Source organism: Propioniciclava sp. LT432, assembly GCF_059515965.1.
Genome location: NZ_JCAKNE010000005.1, coordinates 68,367 through 92,018, shown reverse-complemented (window position 1 = coordinate 92,018; position 23,652 = coordinate 68,367). Strand labels below are relative to the sequence as shown.

Annotated in this window: 24 protein-coding genes; 21 read left to right on the top strand and 3 right to left on the bottom strand. The window is 70.2% G+C overall.

From position 1 onward, the window contains the following. Positions 1-9 precede the first annotated feature (9 nt). A complete protein-coding gene (locus AC5YDV_RS03860) occupies positions 10-558 on the top strand; it encodes a hypothetical protein (protein WP_496184049.1) in 549 nt (182 codons plus the stop codon). Further along, positions 551-1,996 (top strand): CYTH and CHAD domain-containing protein, encoded by a 1,446-nt coding sequence (locus AC5YDV_RS03855; protein ID WP_496184048.1) that lies wholly within the window; start codon positions 551-553, stop codon positions 1,994-1,996. The genes AC5YDV_RS03860 and AC5YDV_RS03855 overlap by 8 nt, the downstream gene beginning before the upstream one ends. Before the next feature lies 1 nt (position 1,997). On the opposite strand, the gene ybaK is transcribed toward AC5YDV_RS03855, so the two are convergent. Both ybaK and AC5YDV_RS03845 read right to left on the bottom strand, forming a co-directional pair. Next, on the bottom strand, positions 1,998-2,489 hold the full coding sequence (ybaK, locus tag AC5YDV_RS03850) for a Cys-tRNA(Pro) deacylase (RefSeq protein WP_496184047.1): 492 nt from the start codon (positions 2,487-2,489) through the stop codon (positions 1,998-2,000). Continuing rightward, positions 2,489-3,235 carry a DUF554 domain-containing protein gene (locus tag AC5YDV_RS03845; RefSeq protein WP_496184046.1) on the bottom strand — a complete coding sequence of 249 codons (747 nt, stop codon included), beginning with the start codon at positions 3,233-3,235 and terminating at the stop codon, positions 2,489-2,491. The genes ybaK and AC5YDV_RS03845 overlap by 1 nt, the downstream gene beginning before the upstream one ends. A gap of 18 nt (positions 3,236-3,253) precedes the next feature. On the opposite strand from AC5YDV_RS03845, the gene hisD reads away from it, so the two are divergent. The 17 genes from hisD to AC5YDV_RS03760 all read left to right on the top strand — a co-directional run bounded on the left by hisD (position 3,254) and on the right by AC5YDV_RS03760 (position 20,211). Then, positions 3,254-4,567, top strand: coding sequence for a histidinol dehydrogenase (gene hisD, locus AC5YDV_RS03840; RefSeq protein ID WP_496184100.1), 1,314 nt, complete (start codon positions 3,254-3,256; stop codon positions 4,565-4,567). Next, positions 4,561-5,658 (top strand): histidinol-phosphate transaminase, encoded by a 1,098-nt coding sequence (locus tag AC5YDV_RS03835; RefSeq protein WP_496184099.1) that lies wholly within the window; start codon positions 4,561-4,563, stop codon positions 5,656-5,658. Before hisD ends, AC5YDV_RS03835 begins: the two co-directional genes overlap by 7 nt. Then, the gene (gene hisB / locus AC5YDV_RS03830) at positions 5,658-6,269 is read left to right on the top strand and encodes an imidazoleglycerol-phosphate dehydratase HisB (RefSeq protein ID WP_496184045.1); all 612 of its coding nucleotides are present in this window, start codon (positions 5,658-5,660) and stop codon (positions 6,267-6,269) included. Before AC5YDV_RS03835 ends, hisB begins: the two co-directional genes overlap by 1 nt. A gap of 13 nt (positions 6,270-6,282) precedes the next feature. Further along, positions 6,283-6,897 (top strand): imidazole glycerol phosphate synthase subunit HisH, encoded by a 615-nt coding sequence (gene hisH, locus AC5YDV_RS03825; RefSeq protein WP_496184044.1) that lies wholly within the window; start codon positions 6,283-6,285, stop codon positions 6,895-6,897. A 78-nt stretch (positions 6,898-6,975) separates the two neighbouring features. Next, entirely contained in the window at positions 6,976-7,704 is a 729-nt protein-coding gene (gene priA, locus AC5YDV_RS03820) for a bifunctional 1-(5-phosphoribosyl)-5-((5-phosphoribosylamino)methylideneamino)imidazole-4-carboxamide isomerase/phosphoribosylanthranilate isomerase PriA (protein ID WP_496184043.1), read from the top strand. Positions 7,705-7,800: 96 nt separating this feature from the next. Next, a complete protein-coding gene (locus AC5YDV_RS03815; RefSeq protein WP_496184042.1) occupies positions 7,801-8,589 on the top strand; it encodes a YebC/PmpR family DNA-binding transcriptional regulator in 789 nt (262 codons plus the stop codon). Between the two features lie 57 nt (positions 8,590-8,646). Next, entirely contained in the window at positions 8,647-9,213 is a 567-nt protein-coding gene (ruvC, locus tag AC5YDV_RS03810) for a crossover junction endodeoxyribonuclease RuvC (protein ID WP_496184041.1), read from the top strand. Positions 9,214-9,226: 13 nt separating this feature from the next. After that, positions 9,227-9,835 carry a Holliday junction branch migration protein RuvA gene (ruvA, locus tag AC5YDV_RS03805; protein ID WP_496184040.1) on the top strand — a complete coding sequence of 203 codons (609 nt, stop codon included), beginning with the start codon at positions 9,227-9,229 and terminating at the stop codon, positions 9,833-9,835. Beyond that, a complete protein-coding gene (gene ruvB / locus AC5YDV_RS03800) occupies positions 9,835-10,869 on the top strand; it encodes a Holliday junction branch migration DNA helicase RuvB (RefSeq protein WP_496184039.1) in 1,035 nt (344 codons plus the stop codon). Before ruvA ends, ruvB begins: the two co-directional genes overlap by 1 nt. Before the next feature lie 78 nt (positions 10,870-10,947). Next, the gene (yajC, locus tag AC5YDV_RS03795) at positions 10,948-11,367 is read left to right on the top strand and encodes a preprotein translocase subunit YajC (protein WP_496184038.1); all 420 of its coding nucleotides are present in this window, start codon (positions 10,948-10,950) and stop codon (positions 11,365-11,367) included. Between the two features lie 24 nt (positions 11,368-11,391). Beyond that, the gene (gene secD, locus AC5YDV_RS03790; RefSeq protein ID WP_496184037.1) at positions 11,392-12,954 is read left to right on the top strand and encodes a protein translocase subunit SecD; all 1,563 of its coding nucleotides are present in this window, start codon (positions 11,392-11,394) and stop codon (positions 12,952-12,954) included. Next, positions 12,954-14,138 carry a protein translocase subunit SecF gene (gene secF, locus AC5YDV_RS03785; RefSeq protein ID WP_496184036.1) on the top strand — a complete coding sequence of 395 codons (1,185 nt, stop codon included), beginning with the start codon at positions 12,954-12,956 and terminating at the stop codon, positions 14,136-14,138. The genes secD and secF overlap by 1 nt, the downstream gene beginning before the upstream one ends. Further along, the gene (locus tag AC5YDV_RS03780; protein ID WP_496184035.1) at positions 14,135-14,668 is read left to right on the top strand and encodes an adenine phosphoribosyltransferase; all 534 of its coding nucleotides are present in this window, start codon (positions 14,135-14,137) and stop codon (positions 14,666-14,668) included. The genes secF and AC5YDV_RS03780 overlap by 4 nt, the downstream gene beginning before the upstream one ends. 3 nt (positions 14,669-14,671) lie before the next feature. Then, the gene (locus AC5YDV_RS03775; protein ID WP_496184034.1) at positions 14,672-15,754 is read left to right on the top strand and encodes a potassium channel family protein; all 1,083 of its coding nucleotides are present in this window, start codon (positions 14,672-14,674) and stop codon (positions 15,752-15,754) included. A gap of 152 nt (positions 15,755-15,906) precedes the next feature. Beyond that, a complete protein-coding gene (locus AC5YDV_RS03770; protein ID WP_496184098.1) occupies positions 15,907-18,096 on the top strand; it encodes a RelA/SpoT family protein in 2,190 nt (729 codons plus the stop codon). A gap of 39 nt (positions 18,097-18,135) precedes the next feature. After that, the gene (locus AC5YDV_RS03765) at positions 18,136-19,791 is read left to right on the top strand and encodes an ABC1 kinase family protein (protein ID WP_496184033.1); all 1,656 of its coding nucleotides are present in this window, start codon (positions 18,136-18,138) and stop codon (positions 19,789-19,791) included. Positions 19,792-19,875: 84 nt separating this feature from the next. Then, complete coding sequence (locus tag AC5YDV_RS03760; RefSeq protein ID WP_496184032.1) at positions 19,876-20,211, top strand: response regulator transcription factor; 336 nt, start codon at positions 19,876-19,878, stop codon at positions 20,209-20,211. A gap of 1 nt (position 20,212) precedes the next feature. Here AC5YDV_RS03760 and AC5YDV_RS03755 read toward each other — a convergent pair whose 3' ends face one another. Next, positions 20,213-21,457, bottom strand: a complete 1,245-nt coding sequence (locus AC5YDV_RS03755; RefSeq protein ID WP_496184031.1) for a DUF349 domain-containing protein — start codon at positions 21,455-21,457, stop codon at positions 20,213-20,215. A gap of 65 nt (positions 21,458-21,522) precedes the next feature. On the opposite strand from AC5YDV_RS03755, the gene AC5YDV_RS03750 reads away from it, so the two are divergent. After that, the gene (locus AC5YDV_RS03750; RefSeq protein WP_496184030.1) at positions 21,523-22,209 is read left to right on the top strand and encodes an MBL fold metallo-hydrolase; all 687 of its coding nucleotides are present in this window, start codon (positions 21,523-21,525) and stop codon (positions 22,207-22,209) included. 2 nt (positions 22,210-22,211) lie between these two features. Further along, positions 22,212-23,534 (top strand): histidine--tRNA ligase, encoded by a 1,323-nt coding sequence (gene hisS / locus AC5YDV_RS03745; RefSeq protein ID WP_496184029.1) that lies wholly within the window; start codon positions 22,212-22,214, stop codon positions 23,532-23,534. Positions 23,535-23,652 lie beyond the last annotated feature (118 nt).

The following is a 23,652-nucleotide window of genomic DNA, read 5'->3' as shown; positions in this document are numbered from 1 at the left end:
ATTCCGGTCATGGGGTTCCGCAGCACCGTGAGCCGCGCGCTCGTGCTCACCGCGCTGGCGCTCTTGGTGGGCGCCGTCTCGGCGCTGCTGTGGGCCAACCTCTCGGTCCTCCCGCGGTGGACCGTCTTCCCCGACGGGCACGCCGAGATGACCGACTGGGAACGCACCGAGGTCGTCTCGGCGACGTTCTGGTATTCGGTCCTGGCTCTGGTCGGGGGTCTCGCCATCGGCGTCGCGGCCTGGGTGCGCCTGCGTCGGATCGGCTGGCCCGTCGCGGTCATCACCGCAGCGCTGGCGATCGTCGGCGGGCTGACGTGCTGGTGGCTGGGGGAGGCGTTCGGCCCGGGGCCGTTCGCCGAACGCCTGGCCGCCGCCCAGCCGGGCGACCGGGTGCCCGTCGCGCTCCGGCTGATGGCGCCTTCGGCTCTGGCGATCTGGGTGTTCGCCGCCGTTGCGGTGCCGCTGTTCGCCGCCTCGTTGGGCCCCGAGATGGACAGGTCGGTCGAGTCCGCGGACCAGCCGCAACCGGCACCGGAAAGGGTGAGTGAGGATGCCTGATCGCACCATCGAGGTGGAGCGTAAGTTCACCGCCCCCGCTGACTTCGCCCCCGACTTCGACGGCCTCGTCGAGGTGATGGGTACCCGGCACTTCGACCTCGAGGCGACCTACCACGACACCTTGGCCTGCCTCCTCGCGGACGCCGGCTGGTCGCTCCGCCGCCGCGTCGGCGGCAAGGACGACGGCTGGCACCTGAAGAGGCCGGCGTCGGGCGCCGGGCGCACCGAGGTGTGGGCCCCGGACGAGCCGGACATCCCCGACGAGATGCGCCAAGAGGTCCGTGAGGTCACCGGCCTGGCGGCCGTGGTACCGATCGCCCTCGTCCGAACCGACCGCGTCGAGACGTCGCTCGCACTGGACGGCGTCCCCGTCGCGACGCTGGCCCGTGATGCCGTGCAATCCACCACCTCGGCGGGCACGGAGAGCTGGTCCGAGGTTGAGGTCGAACTTGAACCCGCCGCCCCCGTGTTCCTGCTGGACGCCCTCGTCGCCCGACTGGTGGCCGCCGGTGCCGAGCCTGCGCCGCACACGTCCAAGATCGCGCGCGGCCTCGCGGCGGTTCCCCGACTCCGGACACCGACCGACCCTGAGGCTCCAGCGCGTGACGTCCTGCTGACGTGGGCGTCGCGCCAGGTCGGCGTGCTCCAGGCACTGGAGGCCGGGATCCGCGTCGATGCCCCCGACCACGTGCACAAGGCGCGCGTCGCCACGCGTCGCCTGCGCAGCCTGATGAAGACCTTCCACCGCCTGTTCGACGCGGAGCGCACCGAGCCGCTGCTCAGCGAGTTGAAGTGGCTGGGTGGGGCGCTGGGCGCACCCCGGGACGCCGAGGTGCTGCGCGAGGAGTTCGGCGACCTCTTGGCGGAGCTGGCAGACGACGTCCCCGCCGAGGTGCGTGACGGCATCCTGGGCCACCTCGCGTCCGCGCACGACCGCGCCCACGCCGCGCTCGTCGAGGCGCTCGACAGCACCCGCGCGGACGCGCTGCGCGGCACCCTGCTGGACATGCTGGTCAACCCGCCCTTGAGCAAGCGAGCCCGCCGGGCAGCGGGTGCGGTGCTCCCGGGTGAACGCGCCCAGGCGATCCGCGAGGTCAAGAAGCTGCGCAAGCGCGCGGAGGCCGACCCGCACCACCTCGAGCACTGGCACGAGATCCGCAAGGCGGCCAAGGCCGTCCGGTACGCGACCGAGGCGATGGCCGATGCCATTCCGGGGCTGGACGCGGAGGTCAAGGTCTGGGAGGACGTCACGGAGGCCTTCGGGGAACTGCAGGACACGGCGGTGGCCACCGACCTGATCGCCACGGTCGCGCGCGAGGCGTCCGCGGATCCGGACACCGGCGTGTGGCGCGTCCTGCGCGACGCCCAGCTCGATCGCCGCACGGCAGCGCTGGCCGAGGGACGCCAGGCGCTGGCCGTCGCGTTCGACGAGAAGTAGGTCAGCGGGCGATCGGCGCGAAGGTGGCCCCGGTCACCGCCGCGAGGTCGGCCGGCGCGAGTGCAATCTGGAGGCCGCGCTTGCCGCCCGAGACGTACATCGTGGGCAGGCCCTCGGCGGACGCGTCGATCACCGTCGGCAGAGGGGTCCGCTGCCCGATGGGGGAGACCCCGCCGACGACGTAGCCCGACGAGCGTTCCGCGGCCCTTGGATCGGCCATCTCCGCCTTCTTGGCGCCCAGCGCGCTCGCGAGAGCCTTCAGGTCGAGCCGTCCGGCCACGGGGACGACGCCGACGGCCCATTGGCGCGGCCCGGTGGTCACCACGAGCGTCTTGAAGAGGTGCGTGGGATCGAGGCCCGTCTCGCGGGCCGCCTCGGCGCCGAAGTCGGTGGCGTCGTCGTGGTGGGTGTACTCGACCGTCTCGAAGGGAATGCCGGCGGCGAGGAGGGCCTCCGTCGCAGGCGTGCCGCCACTGCGCCCGCGGCGCGCCATCAGCGGAACGTCTCCACGAGCACGACCAGCACGGGCGCGAAGACCAGGGCGGGCAGGATGTCGCCGACCGGGATGTTCTTCAGCTTGAGCAGACGGACGCCGAGGGCCATCAGCATCACGCCGCCCGTCGCTGTCAGGGCGTCGATCTGCGCCATCGTGAACAGGTCCCCGAGCAGGTACGCGGCCAGCGTGAGGCCCCCCTGCAGGATGCCGACGGCGACCGCGGAGAAGAGGACGCCCCAGCCGAGGGTGCTGGCGAAGGCGACGGCGGCGAAGCCGTCCAGCACCGACTTGACCAGGAGTTGGTCGGCTCCCCGGCCCAGGCCGTCCGACAGCGACCCCAGGATCGTGAGGGGGCCGATGCAGAACAGCAGCGTGGGGGTGACGATGGCGTCCACGAACGTTCCAGCGTCACCGGTGCCGGCGAACCGGCGGCGCAGCCAGCCGGCGCCCCACTCCAGCCGCTCCTCGATGCGGAGCGCCGACCCGACCACGGCTCCGATCAGCAGCGACCCGAGGACGATGAGCATCGGCGCACCGGGCCCCACGGCCTCGGTCAGGGCCGGCGACGACATCGTCAGTGCCGAGGAAACGCCCAGCACGAACGTGATGAGCCCCAGCACGTCGGTGATGGTGTGGCTCGTCCGCTCGGGGATGCGGTCTCCCAGCAGTCGCCCGATGACCGCGCCGCTGGCGACGGTGACCACGTTGGCGACCGTCCCGATGCCGATGAACATGGACGCCATAGAATCACCCTTGTGGAACTGCGCCTGATCGATGTCCGAGGAACGAACCCCGACTACCGCGCCGTGGTGCCGCGAGGGGCCTTCGACGTCGAGCACGCCGTCGCGGTGGTGAAGCCCATCTGCGACGCGGTGGCCGAGCGTGGGGCGGACGCCCTGCGTGAGTTCGCCGAGAAGTTCGACGGCGTGGTCCCCGAGCACCTCCGCGTTCCCGCCGAGGTCCTGGCCCGCTGCGCCGACGAGCTGGACGCCGAGGTCCGGGCGGCGTTGGTCGAGAGCATCCGGCGCCGTCGCGCCGTGGCCGAGACCGAGGGGACGCCCGGGTTGGTGCGCGCCGAGGTCGCCCCGGGTGCCGTGGTGGAGACCAAGACCGTTCCGGTCACCCGCGTGGGCCTCTACGTCCCGGGCGGGCTGGCGCCGCTGGCGTCCAGCGTCCTGATGAACGTGGTCCCCGCGCAGGTCGCGGGCGTCCGCAGCTTGGCGGTGGCGACCCCCCCGAGCAAGGACAACGGCGGGCTGCCCAGCCCGACCATCCTCGCGCTGTGCCACCTGCTCGGTGTCGACGAGGTGTACGCCGTGGGGGGAGCCCAGGCGATCGCGATGTTCGCGCACGGCGTCGAGGGCCTGTGCGAGCCGGTCGACCTGGTCACCGGTCCCGGCAACATCTACGTCGTCGCGGCCAAGCGGTACCTGCGCGGGCTCGTGGGCATCGATTCGGAAGCGGGGCCGACCGAGATCGCCATCCTCGCCGACGAGACCGCCGACCCGGCGTTCGTCGTCGCCGACCTGATCAGCCAGGCCGAGCACGACCCCATGGCCGGTTCGGTGCTGGTCACCGACTCCGAGGAGTTGGCGGCGTCCGTGAACGCCCTGCTCGCCGGGCAGGTCGCCCAGCTCGACAACATCGAGCGCATCGAGACCGCCCTGGGTGGTTCCCAGTCGGCGATCGTGCTGGTGGACGACGTGGAGCAGGGTCTGGCCGTCGTCGACGCGTATGCCGCCGAGCACCTGGAGATCCACACGCGCGACGCGTACGAGGTCGCGCACCGGGTCAACAACGCCGGCGCGATCTTCATCGGACCCTGGTCGCCGGTGCCGCTGGGTGACTACTCGGCCGGGTCGACGCACGTCCTGCCCACGGCCGGCGCCGCCCGCTTCCAGTCGGGATTGACGGTGCGGTCGTTCACGAAGACCGTGCACCTGATCCACTACGACGAGGCGGCCCTGCGCGAGGTCGGTCCGACCGTCGAGGCCTTCGCCACCGCGGAGCACCTGCCCGGTCACCGGGCGGCCATCTCGGTGCGCACGTCGGTCGAGGGGGCCGATCGCTGGTGAAGCCGAACCCGACGCTCGCGGACCTCCCGCTGCGGCCGGAGCTCGTCGGCGAGGAGCCCTACGGCGCTCCCCAGCTCGACGTGCCCGTCTGCCTCAACGTCAACGAGAACCCGTACCCGCCGTCCGCGGCGACCCTGGACGACATGGCCGAGGCCATCCGGGCCGCGTCCTACCACCGCTACCCCGACCGCGAGTTCTGCGCGCTGCGTCGGCAGTTGGCCGACTACCTCGGCCACGGGCTCCAGGTGGGGAACATCTGGGCCGCCAACGGTTCCAACGAGGTGATGACGCACGTGTTGGGCGCCTTCGGCGGCCCCGGACGCCGCGTCCTGACGTTCACACCGACCTACTCGATGTACCCCGAGTACGCGCGCAACACCCACACCGCGTACGTCACCGTGCCCCGGCGCCACGACTTCACGATTGACGCCCGCCTGGTGCTGGACGCCATCGCTGAGCACCAGCCGACCGTGGTGCTGATCACGACCCCGAACAACCCCACGGGCACCTCGACGCCGCTGTCGGTCATCGAGGAGGTGCTTGCCGGCACGGACGCCATCGTGGTGGTGGACGAGGCCTACCAGGAGTTCAGCCGGACGCCCGAGGCCACGGCACTCACGCTGCTGCCGCGGTTCGGCAACCTCGTGGTGAGTCGCACCATGAGCAAGGCCTTCGCCTTCGCCGGAGGGCGCCTGGGCTACCTCGCGGCGGCCCCGGCGATCGTGGACGCCTGCCGGATCGTCCGGTTGCCGTACCACCTGTCCGCCCAGACCCAGGCGGTGGCGTCCGTGGCCCTGCGGCACGCGGACGAGATGCTCGCCCGCGTGGCAGACCTCCGCGTCGCCCGCGACGACATGGTGGCCCGGTGCCGCGCGATGGGCTTCGAGGTGGTCGAGTCCGACGCCAACTTCGCCCTGGTCGGGCGGTGGGTCGACCGGCACCTGGCGTGGGAACAGTTGTTGGCGCAGGGAGTGCTGGTCCGGGAGACTGGCCCGAGCGGCTACCTCCGCGTGAGCGCGGGGACACCCGAGGAGATGGAGGCGTTCCACACGGCCCTGGCGGCCGTCGACGCCCCGAGGATGGAGCAGTGATGGCACGGACCGCCCGCATCGAGCGCACGACCAGCGAGAGCACGATCACCGTCGAGCTGGACCTCGACGGCACCGGAACCTCCCAGATCAGCACCGGGGTCGGCTTCTACGACCACATGCTCACCGCCATGAGCAAGCACTCCCTGATCGACCTGCGCGTGGACGCCACCGGTGACGTCCACATCGACGGCCACCACGTCGTCGAGGACACCGCGATCGTCATCGGCCAGGCGCTGCGCCAGGCATTGGGGGACAAGTCGGGCATCCGCCGGTTCGGGGACGCCATCGTCCCGCTGGACGAGGCGCTGGCCCGCTGTGTCGTCGACGTCGCGGGACGCCCCTACGTCGTGTGCACCGGCGAGCCGGACGTCCAGGTCTACGCGCGCATCGGCGGGTCCGGGGTGCCGTACCAGGGCTCGATGACCTACCACGTCGTCGAGTCCTTGGCCCTGAACGCGGGCCTCTGCGTGCACCTGGACCTGATCCGTGGACGAGATCCGCACCACATCGTCGAGGCCCAGTTCAAGGCCCTGGCGCGGGCGCTGCGCACCGCCGTCGAGCCGGACGTCCGGATCGAGGGCATCGTGCCGTCCACGAAGGGCGCTCTCTGATGGGGGACCGCTCATGACGACGGTCGCCGTCCTGGACTACGGGTCCGGCAACCTGCACTCGGCGACCCGCGCGCTGGCCGCGACGGGCGCCGAGGTCGTGCTGACCTCCGACCCCGCGACCGCGCTCGCCGCCGATGGGCTGGTCGTCCCCGGCGTCGGCGCCTTCGCCGCCTGCATGGCCGGGTTGGAGGCCGTCGACGGGCCGCGCATCATCCGCGAGCGCCTCGCCGCCGGACGCCCCGTGCTCGGCATCTGCGTGGGTCACCAGGTGATGTTCGAAGCCGGGGTGGAGCACGGGGTGGAGACCGCCGGGGTGGGCATCCTGCCCGGAGTCGTGGAGCAGGTGGAGGCGACCCGCCTGCCGCACATGGGCTGGAACCAGGTCCACCCGCCCGAGGGGTCGACGCTGTTCGAGGGCGTGGACGACCAGCGGTTCTACTTCGTCCACAGCTATGCCGCGCACGACGCGGCGTGGCCCGAAGGCGTCCGCGCGACGTGGACCGAACACGACGGGGACCGCTTCGTGGCCGCCATCGAGTACGGACCCCTCACCTCCACGCAGTTCCACCCGGAGAAGTCGGGCGGCGCCGGGGCCCGGCTGCTGCGCAACTGGGTCGCCACGCTCTGACGTGTGACCTCGCCGTGGGGCGTCCAGTCGTCGACGTCCGGGGCGGGGGAGCGGGTCGGGTCCGCTAGCCTCGCCCTCGTGAATGACAAGCTGTTCCTGTTGCCCGCCGTCGACGTCCAGGGCGGTCAGGCCGTCCAACTGGCCCAGGGGGTGGCCGGTTCCGAGAAGGTGTTCGGCGATCCACTGGCGGCCGCGAAGCGGTGGCAGGACGCCGGTGCGTCGTGGCTGCACCTGGTGGATCTCGACGCCGCGTTCGGTCGCGGTTCCAACGCCGAACTCCTCGCGCACATCATCGCCCAGCTCGACCTGCAGGTCGAACTGTCCGGCGGCCTGCGCACGGACGCCGACCTCGAGCGCGCGTTGGGCACCGGCTGCCGCCGCATCAACGTCGGCACCGCCGCACTGGAGAACCCGGAGTGGGTCGAGCGCATCATCGCCCGGTACGGCGACCAGATCGGCGTCGCCATCGACGTGAAGGGCGACAACCTGGCGGCGCGCGGGTGGGTCCGCGAGGGCGGGTCGTGGCGTGAGTCGGTCGAGCGGCTGAGCGACGCGGGCTGCCAGACCTTCGTGGTGACCGACGTGAACTCCGACGGGATGCTGACCGGCCCCAACCTGGAACTGCTGGAGGAGGTCGCCTCCATGACGGACGCCGACGTCATCGCCTCCGGCGGCATCAGCTCGCTGGACGACCTGCGCGCCCTCCGCACGCTGGTGCCCCAGGGCGTGACGGGGGCGATCATCGGCACTGCCCTGTACGTCGGGAACTTCACCCTGGAGGATGCCCTGCAGGTGGCGGAGGGCTGAGCCGCTTCCCCCGGCCATGACCCGAGGGGGCAGAGTGCTGCGCGGTCAGGGATAGAATGACCGCTGGACCAGACGAGACGAGCACTAAGGAGACCCGTGTCAGGGCATTCCAAGTGGGCCACCACGAAGCACAAGAAGGCCGCGATCGACGCCAAGCGCGGCAAGCTCTTCGCCAACCTGATCAAGAAGATCGAGGTGGCTGCGCGCCTCGGGGGCCCCGACCCGGCCGGCAACCCCACGCTGTACGACGCCATCCAGAAGGCGAAGAAGAACTCGGTCCCCAACGACAACATCGACCGGGCCGTCAAGCGCGGCGGCGGTGAGGGCAACGACTCGGTCTCCTACGACGAGATCACCTACGAGGCCTACGGCCCCGCGGGCGTGGCGATCCTCATCCAGTGCCTGACCGACAACCGCAACCGGTCGGCGTCTGACGTCAAGGTGGCGATCACCCGCAACGGCGGCACGGTCGCCGACATGGGCTCGGTCGCGCGCGTGTTCGACCGCAAGGGCGTGGTCGAGGTCAAGAAGGTGCAGCCCGGCGCCGACAAGAAGGCGGCCGACAAGGTCGTGACCGAGGACGACCTCATGGAGGCGACCCTCGAGGCCGGCCCCGAGGACATCGTGGACGAGGGCGAGACCTTCAAGATCGTCGCCGACCCCGCCAGCCTGGTGGACGTGCGCAAGGCCGTCCAGGACGCCGGCATCGACTACGAGTCGGCCGACTTGGAGTTCCGCCCGCAGTTCGAGCAGGCGATCGACTCCAAGGAAGCCGCCGAGAAGTTGTTCAAGCTGCTCGACGCGATCGAGGAGGTCGACGACGTCGAGGCCGTCTGGAGCAATGAGGACGTGCCGGACGAGATCCTCGAGTCCTTGGAGGACTGACGTTAGGATCCGAACATACGTTCGGCCCTTCGACCAGACCAAGGAATCGGTGATGCCATGCGCGTGCTCGGGATCGACCCCGGCCTGACCCGTTGCGGGGTGGGCATCATCGAGGGCGATTCCGGCCGCCAGCCGGCGTTGTTGCTCGCCGACGTCGTCCGCACGGCGGCCGACCTGGAGGTGGGGCAGCGCCTCGCCTCCCTCGAGCGCAGCCTCGTCCAGTACCTGGCCGAGTACCGTCCCGACGCCATCGCCGTCGAGCGCGTCTTCGCCCGCCGCGACGTGAGCACGATCATCGGCACGGCCCAGGCGTCCGGCGTGGTGCTGCTGGTCGGGACCCGCGCCGGGCTCCAGGTGGCGCAGCACACCCCGAGCGAGGTCAAGGCGTCCATCACGGGCAACGGCAGGGCGGACAAGGCGCAGGTCGGGCAGATGGTCATGCGCATCCTCAAGCTGGACGCCCCGCCCAGACCAGCCGACGCGGCGGACGCCGTGGCGCTGGCCATCTGCCACCTGTGGCGGGCTCCGGCCATCGCCCGCATCAACCAGGCGCAGGTGCGCCGGGAGCTGGCCATGGGGCAGGCGCTGGCGCGCGCCCGGGCCGCGCAGAGACGACTGGGATGAGGGGGACGAAGGCATGATCGCGCAGTTGACCGGCACCGTGGTGTCGGTGGGCGGCACCTGGGTGGTGCTCGACCTCGCCGGCTTCGGGGTGCGTGCCCTGTGCACGCCCGCCACGGTCTCGTCCGTCCGGGTGGGGGAGCCGGCCCTGTTGCACACGTCCCTCGTCGTCCGCGAGGACTCGCTGACCCTGTACGGCTTCTCCGAGGCCGACGAGCGGGACGCGTTCGAGCTGGTGCAGACCGCCTCCGGGATCGGCCCGAAGATCGCGCAGGCCATCGTGTCGGTCCTGCCTCCGGACGAACTGCGGGTCGCCATCAGCCAGGGGAACGTGGCCGCGATCACGCGCGTGCCCGGGATCGGCCCCAAGGGTGCGCAGAAGATGATCATCGAGCTCAAGGACAAGGTGCAGGGGCTGGGCGCCGTCCCGGACCTGTCGCGCGGGGCGCGCGCCCTGCCCGTCGAGGACTGGCGCGAGCAGGTGGCGTCCGGCCTCGAATCGCTCGGCTGGAACAGCAAGGACGCCCACGCCGCGGTTGAGCGGGTCGCGCACCTCCGTGAGGAGGATCCCTCGATGGGCATCGGGGAGATCATGCGCGCCGCGCTGAAGAGCCTGGCCCGCTGATGGCGAAGCTCGTCGACGACCCGCTGGATCCGCACCAGCACTCCGACGACCAGGTGGTCGACGGTGCCCTCCGTCCCCCCACGCTCGCCGAGTTTCGGGGCCAGCCCCGGGTGGCCGAACAACTCGGTCTGGTGCTGGCGGCCGCCCAGCACCGCGGCGCGGTGCCGGACCACGTCCTGCTCTCCGGGCCACCGGGGTTGGGCAAGACGACGCTGGCCATGATCATCGCCAACGAGGTCGGTGCGCCGTTGCGGATCAGTTCAGGGCCGGCGATCCAGCACGCCGGCGACCTGGCCGCGATCCTGTCGGGCCTGACCGAGGGGGAGGTGTTCTTCCTCGACGAGATCCACCGGATGAGCCGGCCGGCCGAGGAGATGCTCTACCTCGCGATGGAGGACTTCCGCGTCGACGTGATCGTCGGAAAGGGGCCGGGTGCCACGGAGATCCCCCTGGAGATCCCGCGCTTCACGCTCGTGGGGGCCACGACCCGCGCGGGCCTGTTGCCCGGGCCGCTGCGCGACCGCTTCGGCTTCACCGGACAGCTGGACTACTACGACGCGCGCGACCTCGTCGGCATCGTCCGGCGCAGCGCGTCGCTGCTGGGGGTGGACCTGGACCAGCAGTCCGCCGAGGTGATCGCGACCCGCAGCCGCGGCACGCCCCGCATTGCCAACCGCCTGCTGCGCCGCGTCCGCGACTACGCACTGGTGAAGACGTCCGGCCGGATCACCCCCGACGTGGCCGCGGCCGCCCTCGCGTTGTACGAGGTGGACGAGATCGGTCTGGACCGCCTCGACCGCGCGGTGCTCGAGGCCGTCTGCGTGCGGTTCGCCGGCGGTCCGGTGGGCCTGTCCACGCTCGCGATGAGCGTGGGCGAGGAGACCGAGACGGTGGAGGAGGTCGCGGAGCCCTACCTGATCCGGCAGGGCTTCCTCATGCGGACGCCGCGCGGTCGAGTGGCCACGGCCCGGGCCTGGCGACACCTCGGACTGGCGGTACCCGCGAACAGGGCGGACCTGTTCACGGACTCGTAGGAATGTACCGGTAGTCTCTTCACCTGGCGGCGCACCGAACGGTGTCCGCGCTCAACGACAAGAGGATTCGTACCAGACATGCCCGACAACCAGACGCTGTCCACGCTGCTCATGCTCGCCGTCATGGGCCTTGCCTTCTGGCTGCTGCTCATTCGTCCGGCGCAGCGCAAGCAGAAGAAGCAGCAGGAACTCGTGAGCAACCTCGGCCCCGGAACCCGCATCATGACGACCGCCGGCGTGATGGCCACCATCCGCGAGGTGGGCGAGCGCACCGCCGTCGTGGAGATCTCCCCGGGAATCGAGATGACAATCCTCAAGCAGGCCATCATGCGCACGGTCGAGGCGTCGGAGGAGGAGTTCGAGTACGACGACGAGGAGTCCGCTGGTGAGACCGGCTCGCCCGTGGAGCCGTCCGCGTACGAGACCGACGAGTCGGCAGCCGTCGCCGACACTGAACGGCCCCTCCAGCCCGGGACCCCCGACCAGAAGTCCAACTGACCCCCTTGCGGAAGAACTGAAGCTGTGGCTACCGAGAGCAGGACAAAGCAGCGCCCCGGGCGCACCCTGATCACCCTTTTCGCCTTCGTGCTGGCCCTGTTCGGCATCATGGCGCTGTCCCAGTCGTGGGCCCCCAAGCTGGGTCTCGACCTGCGCGGTGGCACGACGATCACCCTGACCGCCCGCAACACGACGGGAACGGGCACGGTGGATCCCGCCAGCCTCGAACAGGCCCGCACGATCATCCAGCAGCGCGTGGACGCGGTCGGCGTCGGTGAGTCCGAGGTCGCCATCGTCGGCAACAACCAGATCACCGTCTCCGTGCCGAACGTGGCGCCCGCCCAGCTCCAGGAGATGGTGGGTCAGACGGCCCAGCTGAAGTTCCGTCCGACTTACGCGGCCCAACCGGCCGCGCCCGGGCAGGCCTCCGGCCTCCCGCTGCCCCCGCCGGACCCGCGACCGACCACCCCGGCCGAGACCCCGCCCACCACGGACGAGGTGCTGGCGTGGCAGCCCAGCGCCCGCGACCTCGCCGACTTCGAGGCATACCAGTGCGGCGACCCGTTCCCGGACGTGGACGACCAGCCGCTGATCACCTGCGATCGTGAGCAGACCACGAAGTTCCTGCTGTACCCGTCCGTCATCGACGGCGACATGCTGACGAACGCCAGCTCGGGCATCCCGCAGGGCGGGGTGAACTGGATCGTCACCCTCTCGCTGAACTCCGAGGGCGCCCAGATCTTCGAGAAGGTCACCGGCAACCTGGCGCAGAAGGAGTCCCCGCAGAACACCTTCGCGATCGTTCTCGACGGTGAGGTCATCACCTACCCGAGCCTCTCGGGTCCCATCCCGGGCGGGGAGGCGCAGATCACCGGCAGCTTCACGCAGCAGTCGGCGTCCGACCTGGCCAACGTGCTCAAGTACGGCTCGCTGCCGCTGGCGTTCGACCTGTCCGAGGTCTCGAACGTGTCCCCGACGCTGGGTGGGGAGCAGCTGCGGGCCGGCATCATCGCGGGCCTGATCGGTCTGGCCCTGGTGGTCATCTACTCGGTCGTCTACTACCGGGCGCTGTCCATCGTCGTGATCTCCTCGCTGGCACTGGCGGCCCTGATGACCTACGAGATCATGGTGCTGCTCGGCGAGGGCATGGGCTTCGCCCTGAACCTCCCGGGCATCGCCGGCGCCATCGTGGCGATCGGCATGACGGCGGACTCGTTCATCATCTACTTCGAACGCATTCGCGACGAGGTGCGCGAAGGGCGGTCCCTGCGGACCGCCATCGAGACCGGCTGGGTCGGATCGCGCAAGACCATCCTGATCGCGGACGCCGTGTCGCTGCTGTCCGCGGCGGTGCTGTTCGTGCTCGCGATCGGGTCGGTGAAGGGCTTCGCCTTCACCCTGGGCCTCACCACGTTGTTGGACATCGCGATCGTGTTCTTCTTCACCAAGCCCGTGGTGACGCTGCTGGGCCGGACCAAGTTCTTCGGTGAGGGACGCCGCTTCTCCGGCTTCGAGCCCGAACACCTGGGCGTCCAGCGCCGTTCCCCCATCCGCCGCCTGCGGGCGACCGCCCCCAAGGAGGCCTGATGAGCACCACCAAGCCGAGCCTCGCGCATCGCCTCTACACCGGCGACGTCTCCTACGACTTCGTCGGGAAGCGCAACCGCTGGTACATCGTCTCCGCGATCATCATCGCGATCTGCCTGCTGGTCGTGGCGATCCGTGGGCTGAGCCTGTCGATCGACTTCACCGGTGGCTCGGAGTTCTCCGTGCCGGCGAAGGTCACCAGCACCACCGTGGACGAGTACCGCGACGCCGCTGCCGAGAGCGGGCTGCCCGACCTCGGGGAGATCAAGGTCAACACCATCGGCGACGGTCAGGTCCGCATCCAGGTACGCGCACTGTCGGCGGAGGAGATCAACCAGATGACGTCGCACCTCGCCGAGAAGGCGGGGGTGTCGACGGAGCAGGTGACCAACAACCTCATCGGCCCGTACTGGGGGCAGCAGATCACCCAGCAGGGCATCATCGCGCTCCTGGTGTTCCTCGCCCTGGTTGCCCTGATGATCGCCGTCTACTTCCGGAACTGGAAGATGTCGGCGGCCGCCCTGATCGCGCTGGGGCACGACCTGATCGTGACCGTGGGCGTCTACGCCATCCTGCAGTTCGCCTTCACCCCGGCGACGCTGATCGGCGTCCTGACCATCCTGGGCTACTCGCTGTACGACACGGTCGTCGTGTTCGACAAGGTGCGCGAGAACACCTCCGGCCTCGACAAGAAGAACCACTCCTTCGGACACCTGGCGAACCTGGCGATCAACCAGGTGCTCATCCGGTCGATCAACACCACCGTCATCGGCGTGCTCCCCGTGGCGGCCATCCTGTTCACCGGTGTTTTCGTTCTGGGGACCGGCCCGCTGAAGGACCTCGGCCTGGCCATGTTCGTCGGCATGATCGCGGGCGCGTACTCGTCGCTGTTCCTGGCTGCTCCGATGTTCGTGCAGATGAAGGAGCGCGAGCCCGAGGTGAGGGCCCATGACAAGCGTGTGGCCAAGCACGCGCTCAAGGCGGCCCAGGCCGGGCGGGCGGGGGAGACGGGGTCCGTGGCGGTCACTCCCGTCGCGGTGGGCGCCTCCAAGCCGCTGCTGTCCAGCACCGGCCAGGTGGCCATCGACCCGGCGGCCCTCGGCGCCGTTCGAGCCGAGGAACTCCAGCAGCGGCAGCAGCGCCGGCACACCAGCCGCGCGGAGCGCAGGAAGGATGCGCGGTGAACGCCAACCGTGAGTTGATCCAGGAGCTGGTCCGCGACGTCCCGGACTGGCCCACGCCGGGCGTGGTCTTCAAGGACATCACGCCCCTGCTGGCGAACCCTCGGGGTTTCGCCGCCGCGGTCGACGAACTCGTCGCCCTGGCGCCCGGTTCGATCGACATCGTGGTGGGCATGGAGGCTCGTGGCTTCATCTTCGCCGCACCGGTGGCGCTCAGGCTGGGGGCCGGCTTCGTGCCGGTCCGCAAGCCCGGCAAGCTCCCGGGCACCGTGGACGAGCAGAGCTTCACGCTCGAGTACGGCCACGCGACCCTCGCGATGCACACCGACGCCCTGTGGCCCGGCGCCCGCGTCATGGTCATCGACGACGTCCTCGCCACCGGCGGAACGGTCGGGGCGACCGCGGCTCTCATCAAGCGCCAAGGCGCGGAGCTCGTCCACGTCGCCGTGCTCATGGAGCTCGGCTTCCTGAACGGTCGCGAACGCCTGGTGGAGCTGGGCGCCGACACGCTCTCCGCCGTCGTCACGGTCTGAGCCATGGCCGACCGGTCATCGCAGTCACTGTGGGGGTACGAGGCCCTCGTCCGGCTGCCGTCCGTCGCCGCGAACCCGTTCGGCGAGCTCGTCCGGCGCTCGTTGCTCGCGTTGGGCATCATCCTGCTCAACACCATGGTCGTCTGGCTGGACCACGAGAGCTACGCCGACAACGTCAACGGGGACGGCGTCAGCTTCATCGATGCTCTCTACTACGCGACCGTGACGGTGACGACCACCGGCTACGGCGACATCACCCCCGTCTCCGACCATGCCCGCCTGCTGAACGCGCTGCTGGTCACGCCGATGCGCATCGCGTTCCTGATCCTGTTGGTCGGTACCACCCTCGAGGTGCTCGCGAACGAGGGACGTCGCGCCATGGTCGACGCCCGTTGGAGGAAGAAGATGCGCAACCACACCGTCGTCCTGGGTTACGGGACCATGGGCCGCAGCGCCTTGAACACGCTCCTGCGCAACGGAGCCGAGAAGGACCGCATCGTCGTCGTCGACGGGAGCCAGGCCGCCGTCGACGAGGCGAACCGCAACGGTCTCGCCGCTTTCCTGGGGGACGCCACCTCGCGTGAGCTCCTCCGGAGGGCCGAGGTGCCCAAGGCGAAGCACATCGTGATCACCGTCAACCGGGACGACACCGCCATCCTGGCCACCCTCACCGCACGCCAGCTCAACCCCCACGCGCACATCGTGGTCGCGGTACGGGCGGCAGAGAACGTGTCCCTGCTGCGGCAGTCGGGCGCCGACGGCGTCGTCACCAGCTCGGACGCCGTGGGTCGCCTCGTCGGCCTGTCGGCGGTGAGCCCGGACCTGGGCGCCACCATGGAGGACCTCCTCAGCTACGGTGAGGGCCTCGACATCGCGCAGCGCCTCGTCACGCCGGACGAGGTGGGCCACGGCACCCAGGACGTCGCGGGGGAGCGGGTCATCGGCGTCGTTCGCGGCGGCCTCCTGCGCCGCTTCTTCGATCCCAGCGTCTCGACGCTGAAGACGGGCGACGAGTTGGTCGTCGTCCGACCGAGCCGCCGCACCCAGCGGCCGGCCGGCGACCACCCGGGGTCCGGCCAGCGCTAGACTCGGTCCACCACGTGGGGAGGTGAGCCATGAGTGAAGCTGCCAGCCGGACCTCCGGTTCGCCCGGGTACGACCCGCGCGTCCCCGCCGTCCCGGATGCCCCCGGAGACGTGCCGGCCGTCCCCGACCAGCCGCGGCGCAGCGTCCGCCGGATGCTCGCCCTGCTCGGGTCCCAGAAGCCGACCGGCACGGCCGCCCTGGATCCCCTCTTCGCCGCCATGCGCCACCACCACGGGAAGGTCGACACCGCCCTCATCGAGCGTGCGTACCGAACGGCCGAGCACTACCACGCAGGGCAGACTCGCAAGAGTGGTGACTCCTACATCACCCACCCCCTGGCCGTCGCGACCATCCTCGCCGGCCTCGGGCTGACCGAGCCCACGATCTGCGCGGCGTTGCTGCACGACACGGTGGAGGACACGGGCTACACGCTGGCCCAGCTGACGGCCGACTTCGGCGAGGAAGTCGCCACGATGGTCGACGGCGTCACCAAGCTGGACAAGGTGGTGTACGGGGAGTCGGCCAAGGCCGAGACGATCCGCAAGATGGTCGTCGCGATGGCGCGAGACATCCGGGTGCTGGTCATCAAGCTGGCCGACCGGCTGCACAACATGCGCACCATCAGCTCGCTGAGGCAGGACAAGCAGGCGCGCATCGCCCGGGACACGCTCGAGATCTACGCGCCGCTCGCGCACCGGCTCGGCATGAACGCCGTCAAGTGGGAGCTGGAGGACCTGTCGTTCTCCGTCCTGGAGCCGAAGATCTACTCCGAGATCGTGAAGCTGGTCGCCGAGCGGGCGCCGCTGCGCGACCAGTACCTGAGCACCGTCATCAGCCAGGTGCGTGAGGACCTGGCCAAGGAGAAGATCAAGGCGACCGTCTACGGCCGGCCCAAGCACTACTACTCGATCTACCAGAAGATGATGGTCCGGGGTCGCGACTTCTACGACATCTACGACCTCGTGGGCCTGCGCATCCTCGTCGACACCAAGCGTGAGTGCTACGACGTGCTCGGCGTCCTGCACGCGCGCTGGCGTCCGCTGCCGGGTCGTTTCAAGGACTACATCGCCATGCCGAAGTTCAACCTCTACCAGTCGTTGCACACGACGGTGCTGGGGCCGGGCGGCAAGCCGGTCGAGCTCCAGATCCGCACCCACGACATGCACCGGCAGGCGGAGTTCGGCGTGGCCGCGCACTGGCGCTACAAGGAGGGCAAGACCTCCGGCAACCAGATCAACTGGGTGCAGTCGATCTCGGAGTGGCAGAAGGAGACCGAGGATTCCGGCGAGTTCCTCGACACCTTCACTGAGGAGATCGCCAAGAACGAGGTCTTCGTCTTCTCCCCGAAGGGCGACGTCATCTCGCTGCCGGCGGGCTCCACCCCGGTCGACTTCGCGTACGCGATCCACACCGAGGTCGGCCACCGGTGCATCGGTGCCCGCGTCAACGGCAAGCTCGTCCCGCTCGATTCGCCGCTCGAGATGGGCATGGTCGTGGACATCATCACGTCCAAGGCCCAGAACGCCGGCCCGAGCCGCGACTGGCTGAGCTTCGTCAAGACGCCGCGCGCCCGGTCCAAGATCCGGCAGCACTTCACGCGCGAGCGCCGCGACGAGGCCATCGAGCAGGGCAAGGAACTCCTGTCCAAGCAGATGCGCCGAGCCCACCTCGCCGCGCGTCTCCTGACCCCCGAGGTGCTGGCCGGGCTGGTGCAGTCGTTCCACGTCTCGGACGTCCCGAGCCTGTGGGCCGCCATTGGCGAGGGCACGGTGAGCCCCCAGTCCGTGGTGACGCAGCTGGTCCGGACGGTGGGCGGCGGCGAGGCGGCCGCCGAGGCGTCCCTGGTGGACGAGGCGCTGCTCGTCCGGCCGATGCGGAAGCTGCCGCGTGACCACTCCGGAGTCGTGGTGGACGGCGACCCGGACATGTACACCAAGCTCGCCAAGTGCTGCCTGCCGGTGCCGGGTGACCCGATCATCGGGTTCGTCACTCGCAGCGAGGGCATCTCGGTGCACCGCGAGGACTGCACGAACGTGGAGTCGCTGAAGCGCTACCCCGAACGAATCGTCCCGGTGTCCTGGGCGCCGACCGCGGGCTCCGCGTTCCTGGTCGCGGTGCAGCTGGAGGGCATCGACCGGGCCGGCATGCTGAGCGACGTCACGAGGGCCCTGACCGAGCTGCACATGAGCATCGTGTCGGTGTCGGCGAACGCGTCCAAGGACCACGTCTTCACCATGCGCCTGACCTTCCAGACCCCCGATCCGCGCCACCTCGACACCGTGCTGAACACGCTGCGACGCCTTCCGGGTGTCTACGAGGTCAACCGGGTCAAGCCGGGCTAGGCCGACCCCGCGGGGCTTGCCCTCAACTAGCCTGTGGCCATGGGCCGCACGCTGCAGCGTTACCGCGAGGTCGCCCGCATCCTGACCCGCCATGGGCTCCACGCCACGGCGATCCAGGCGGGTCTGGGCAGGTGGATGCAGCTGGGGGCCGGGGAACTCGACCGGGACGGGGACGAGGACGTCCGGCCGGAACTGCTGGTGAGTGCCTTCGAGGAGCTCGGGGCCACCTTCGTGAAGCTGGGCCAGGTGATCTCCATGAGGCCCGACCTCGTGCCCGAGCAGTACTGCACGGCCTTCGCGAAGCTGGTCGACTCCACCACACCCGTCCCCTTCGAGGAGCTCGCCCCGGTCGTGCACGAGGACTTCGGTGCAGGGGTGGACGAGCTCTACGCGTGGTTCGACCGCGAGCCCTTGGCCACCGCTTCGATCGGGCAGGCCCACCGCGCGCGCCTGCACGACGGGCGCGAGGTCGTGGTCAAGATCCGCAAGCCGGGTGTCGTGGAGGAGGTCCACACCGATCTGGAGCTTCTTCGCAACCTGGCGGGTCACCTGGCCCGCAACGTCCCCATGCTCGCCGACATGGACGTCGTCGGCCTGGTCGAGGAGTTCGGCCGGTCGCTCCGGGCCGAGCTCGACTACCTCACCGAGGCGCGCGCGTGCGAGGAGATCAGCCGGAACGTCCGGGAGGTGCCTCGTCTCCACGTGCCGTGGATCGACTGGGACACCACGACATCGCGGGTGCTCACCCTGGAGGAACTGCCCGGCATCCGCATCGACGACGTCGAGGCGTTGGACGCCGCCGCGATCGACCGGCCCGACCTGGCCCACCGCGCGGCCTCAGCGTTGATGCGCATGGTCTTCGAGGACGGCGTCTTCCACGCCGACCCGCACGCCGGCAACCTCTTCGTCGAGCCCGACGGCACGATCGGGCTCATCGACTTCGGGTCGGTCGGGAGGATCGGCCCAGTCATGCGTCGGCAGTTCGCCCGGATGATCGTCGCCCTGGCCCGGCAGGACGCCGATGAGCTGGTGAGCGTCCTGCTCGAGATCGCCCCGCCGCGCGGCTCGCTCGACCGGGCGCGGCTCCGCCGGGAGGTCGCGCGACTCACCGGGTGGCTGGACGGGCGGGCCCTGGCCGACGTGGACGTCGCCCTGGTGTCCACCCAGCTCTTCGAAATCGTACGCCGCCATCGGCTCGCCCTGCCGCCGGAGGTCGTCCGGCTCTTCCGCATGCTGGCGATCGCCGACGGGCTCGGGCGCACGCTGAACCCCGGGTTCGACCTCAACTCCGTGATCTCCCCGTACGCCGTCACGTTGATCGGCGAACGGATGAGTCCCCGCCGGGTGGCTGAACGCCTGCGGGACGCGACGATCTCGGCTGCCGAACTCGGCGTGGACCTGCCGACCTACCTCCGCAGGCTGCTCGAGCGGGTCGACAGCGGGGGCATGGACGTCAACCTCCGAGCCGGCGAGCTGGAGCCCCTGGTCGGCCGGATCGAGCGGATGGGGGACCGGGTCGTGGCCGCCATGATCGTGGCCGCGATGATCACCGGAGGGACCAACGTGCTGGTGGCCTACAAGAACCGGTTGGGCCGTCTCGCCGGTCCCCTCGTGGCGCTGGGCGGGGCCGCGTTGACCGGCGGCAGCGCCTACCTCGCCTGGACTGGGCGCCCGCGTCCGAAGCGAAGCCGCTGACAGGCATCGTCAGGCCATCATGGCGCTGGCCGTGCCCGTGGTGTAGGGGACCAGCCAGGTCGCCCACACGGCGACCGAGGCGCGGTGGAACACACGCCGGGCGGCGTCCGAGCCCTTCGACAGGACGCCGAGGGCCCAGAGGAGGTGGCCGGCTGCGGCGAGGGGAGAGGCCGTGTTCGCACCCTCTGTGGCGGGACGCTGGCCCGTCGCGTCGTCGCCCCACCGACCGAACTCACCGAGCGGGAGCGCGAGGTGGTGGTCCTGCTGGCCGAGGGACTGGCGAACCGCCAGATCGCCAAGCGGTTGTTCCTGTCCGAGGCGACCGTGAAGACCCACCTCGTGCACGTGTACGAGAAGCTGAACGTCGACAACCGGACCGCAGCGGTGACTGCGGCCCGGTCGTCGGGGATCGTGCGGTAGGTCAGCGGGTGAAGTCGGCCAGCGTCGCCTTGGCCTGCTCGAGCCAGGACGAGTAGGTCTGGATCGAGTCCTGGGCCTTCTTGGCGGCGGACTTGTCGCCGCGCGCCTCGGCCTTGTCGACCTTGCCCTGCAGCTTCTCGATCTCGGAGGTGAGCATGGCCACCGTCTCCTCGGCACGCTGGCGAGCCTCGGGATCGGTGCGCTTCCACTCGTCGTCCTCGGCCTTCTTGACCGCCTGCTCGATGGCGCGGACGCGGTTGTCGAGGCCACGCATCGCGTCGCGCGGAACCTTGCCCAGCGCGTGGTACTCCTCAAGGAACTCGCGGAACTGGGTGCGCGCCTTGTCGAGGTCGGTGACGGGGAGGATCTCGGCCTCGGCCTTGGTGAGCAACTCCTCCTTGGCGACCAGGTTGCCGGAGAACTCCTCGTCCTGCTGCGACTGGGCGGCGGTGCGGGCGTCGAAGAACTTGTCCTGCAGCCCCCGGAACTCGGCCCACAGCTTGTTGTCATCCTCGCGCGCGGCGGTGCCCGCGGCCTTCCACCGGCTCATGAGGTCACGGAAGGCACCCGACGTGGGACCCCAGTCGGTGGAGTCGGCCAGCTCGCGGGCCTCTTCGATGATCTGCTGCTTCAGGGCCTTGGCCTCGCCCCACTTCGCCGACTGCTCGGCGAACTGCGACTTGCGGCGACGCGTGTAGGTGGTGCGGGCCGAGCTGAAGCGGTGCCACAGCTCGTCGTCCGTGGCGCGGTCGATGCGCGGCAGGGCCTTCCAGTCCTCCAGCAGTTGGCGGAAGCGGTTCACGCCCCCGCGCCAATCGTTGCCGGCGGCCAGCGACTCCGCCTCGGCGACCATGGCCTCCTTGGCCTCCCGGGTCGCCTCGTGCTGCTTGGCTCGTTCGGCCTTCCGGGCCTCGGACGCCTCGGCCAGGCGCGGCTGGAGCGCCTCGAGACGGGCCTCGAGCGAGGCGAGATCACCGACGGCGTTGGCCTCGGCCACGGACTTGCGGAGGTTCTTGATGGTGTGACGAGCATCGTCCGGTGAGACGGCCCCCGAGCCCAGGCGCTGCTCGAGCAGCGTCACCTCGAGGTCGAGCGCCTCGAAACGGCGGACGAAGAAGGCGAGTGCTTCGTCGGGGGAGACGTCAGGGACCTGACCGACAGCCCGTTCGCTGTCACCCGTGGTCACGTAGACGGTGCCATCGGGATCGACACGACCGAAGCTGGTCGGACCTGCGGAGTCAGTCATGGGATCCATCTTGCCCGAAAAACCCCCGTGGGTGCGCGTATGTCTGCTCTCGATAAGGTGTCGGGGTGTTCCTGACTTCGTTTCCCGCCGGTCCGTTCCAGGCGAACTGCTACATCTTCTCCCTCGATGGGAGCCGCTGCGTTGTCGTCGACCCCGGGGTCAACGCCTTCGACAACGTGAGGAGGATCGTCGACGAGAAGAACCTGACGGTCGAGGCGGTCGTCCTCACCCACGGGCACCCGGACCACGTCGGAGGAGCCGCGGACGTCGCCGACCACTACGGCGTCCCCGCCTACCTCCATGCCGCCGACCGTGAGCTGTTCGACCCGAGCCTGCTGTCGGAGATGGCCGTCCAGATCATCGAGCGCTTCCAGGTGAACCACGTCGAGCCCGCCGACCTGCGCGACCTGAGTGGGGGAGAGACCCTCGAACTCGCCGGCATCACCTTCACCACCGAGGTGGCGCCGGGTCATCGCCCCGGCTGCCTGTTGTGGCGGACGCCGCTGCTGGAGCCGCTGCCGCAGGCCCCGGAGCTGACGGAGCTCATCTTCACCGGCGACGTGGTGTTCGCGGGTTCCATCGGCCGGACGGACCTGCCCGGCGGCGACGACGCCGTCATGCGTCAGACGCTGCGCGAGGTCGTCCTGGCCCTGCCCGACACGGCGGCGCTGCTGCCCGGGCACGGCCCCGAGACCACGATGGCCCGCGAGCGCGCCACCAATCCCTACCTGCAAGACTCCTACCTGAGGTGACCATGCGACCCAAGCCCCTCTCCGGCTTCCCCGAGTTCCTGCCGAGCGGCCGGATCGTCGAACAGGCCGTCCTCGACTCGCTGCGCGGGACCTTCGAGTTGCACGGCTTCGCGTCCATCGAGACCCGCGCGGTGGAGACCATGGACTCGCTGACCCGCAAGGGCGAGATCACCAAGGAGGTCTACGTCGTCCGCCGGCTGCACGCCGCCGACGGCGACACCGGCGACGACCTCGGCCTGCACTTCGACCTGACCGTCCCGTTCGCCCGCTACGTCGTGGAGAACGCAGGACACCTCGCGTTCCCGTTCCGCCGCTACCAGATCCAGAAGGTGTGGCGCGGTGAGCGCCCCCAGGAGGGCCGCTACCGCGAGTTCCTGCAGGCCGACATCGACGTCGTCGGCGACGGCGTCCTCGCCAAGCACCACGACGCCGAGGTGCTGCTGGTCATGGTCGAGGCACTCGGACGCCTCGGGGAACTCGGCGTCCCGAAGGTCACCTTCCACATCAACAACCGCAAGCTCGCCGAGGGCTTCTACCGCGGCCTCGGGATCGAGGACCACCTGTCCGTCCTCCAGCGCGTCGACAAGCTCGACAAGATCGGGCCGGACGCCGTGCGTGCCCTGCTCGTCGACGAGCTCGGCTTGAGCGGGGACGCCGCCGACAAGTGCCTCGCCCTGGCGACGATCCAGAGCGGCGACGAGTCGTTCGTCGAGCAGGTCCGGGCGTTGGGCGTGGAACACGAACTCCTCGACGAGGGGTTGGAGGCGCTGGCGGCCGTCGTTCGTGCGGTGAACGCCGCGGCACCCGGCTCGGTGGTGGCCGACATGAAGATCGCCCGCGGTCTGGACTACTACACCGGCACCGTCTACGAGTCGGTGCTGGAGGGCTACGAGAAGCTCGGCTCGATCTGCTCCGGTGGCCGCTACGACTCGCTGGCCACCGACGGGAAGCGCACATTCCCCGGCGTGGGCATCTCGGTCGGTGTCACGCGCATCCTCGGCGTGCTCATCGGTCAGGGGGCGCTCACGGCATCCCGGTCGGTGCCGACGTGCGTGCTGGTGGCCGTCGACAACGAGGACGCCCGCGACACGGCCGTGGCCACCGCCCAGCAGCTCCGGGCCCGGGGCATCCCGACCGAGGTCGCCCCCAAGGCGGACAAGTTCGGCAAGCAGATCCGCTACGCGGATCGGCGCGGCATCCCGTACGTGTGGTTCTCCGATGGCTCGGTGAAGGACATCCGCTCCGGCGAGCAGGTGCCGGCCGATGCCGCGACCTGGGCTCCTCCGGCCGGCGACCTGCGCCCTGCGGTGCGTGGGGTCGACTGACCTCGGCGACGACCGCCGGATCGCGGCAGACCTCGCCCACGGTGGCTGCATGGCGGGCACGGAATCTGCCTCCCCCGAGGGGTGGGCCTAGACTCGTCCCCACGCGCCCCGTACCGTC

Coding starts and splice junctions, on each gene's coding strand:
- AC5YDV_RS03860 (WP_496184049.1), top strand. CDS start 10: ATGGGGTTCCGCAGCACCGTGAGCCGCGCGCTCGTGCTCACCGCGCTG.
- AC5YDV_RS03855 (WP_496184048.1), top strand. CDS start 551: ATGCCTGATCGCACCATCGAGGTGGAGCGTAAGTTCACCGCCCCCGCT.
- ybaK (WP_496184047.1), bottom strand. CDS start 2,489: ATGGCGCGCCGCGGGCGCAGTGGCGGCACGCCTGCGACGGAGGCCCTC.
- AC5YDV_RS03845 (WP_496184046.1), bottom strand. CDS start 3,235: ATGGCGTCCATGTTCATCGGCATCGGGACGGTCGCCAACGTGGTCACC.
- hisB (WP_496184045.1), top strand. CDS start 5,658: ATGGCACGGACCGCCCGCATCGAGCGCACGACCAGCGAGAGCACGATC.
- hisH (WP_496184044.1), top strand. CDS start 6,283: ATGACGACGGTCGCCGTCCTGGACTACGGGTCCGGCAACCTGCACTCG.
- ruvC (WP_496184041.1), top strand. CDS start 8,647: ATGCGCGTGCTCGGGATCGACCCCGGCCTGACCCGTTGCGGGGTGGGC.
- ruvA (WP_496184040.1), top strand. CDS start 9,227: ATGATCGCGCAGTTGACCGGCACCGTGGTGTCGGTGGGCGGCACCTGG.
- ruvB (WP_496184039.1), top strand. CDS start 9,835: ATGGCGAAGCTCGTCGACGACCCGCTGGATCCGCACCAGCACTCCGAC.
- yajC (WP_496184038.1), top strand. CDS start 10,948: ATGCCCGACAACCAGACGCTGTCCACGCTGCTCATGCTCGCCGTCATG.
- secF (WP_496184036.1), top strand. CDS start 12,954: ATGAGCACCACCAAGCCGAGCCTCGCGCATCGCCTCTACACCGGCGAC.
- AC5YDV_RS03775 (WP_496184034.1), top strand. CDS start 14,672: ATGGCCGACCGGTCATCGCAGTCACTGTGGGGGTACGAGGCCCTCGTC.
- AC5YDV_RS03770 (WP_496184098.1), top strand. CDS start 15,907: ATGCTCGCCCTGCTCGGGTCCCAGAAGCCGACCGGCACGGCCGCCCTG.
- AC5YDV_RS03765 (WP_496184033.1), top strand. CDS start 18,136: ATGGGCCGCACGCTGCAGCGTTACCGCGAGGTCGCCCGCATCCTGACC.
- AC5YDV_RS03755 (WP_496184031.1), bottom strand. CDS start 21,457: ATGACTGACTCCGCAGGTCCGACCAGCTTCGGTCGTGTCGATCCCGAT.
- hisS (WP_496184029.1), top strand. CDS start 22,212: ATGCGACCCAAGCCCCTCTCCGGCTTCCCCGAGTTCCTGCCGAGCGGC.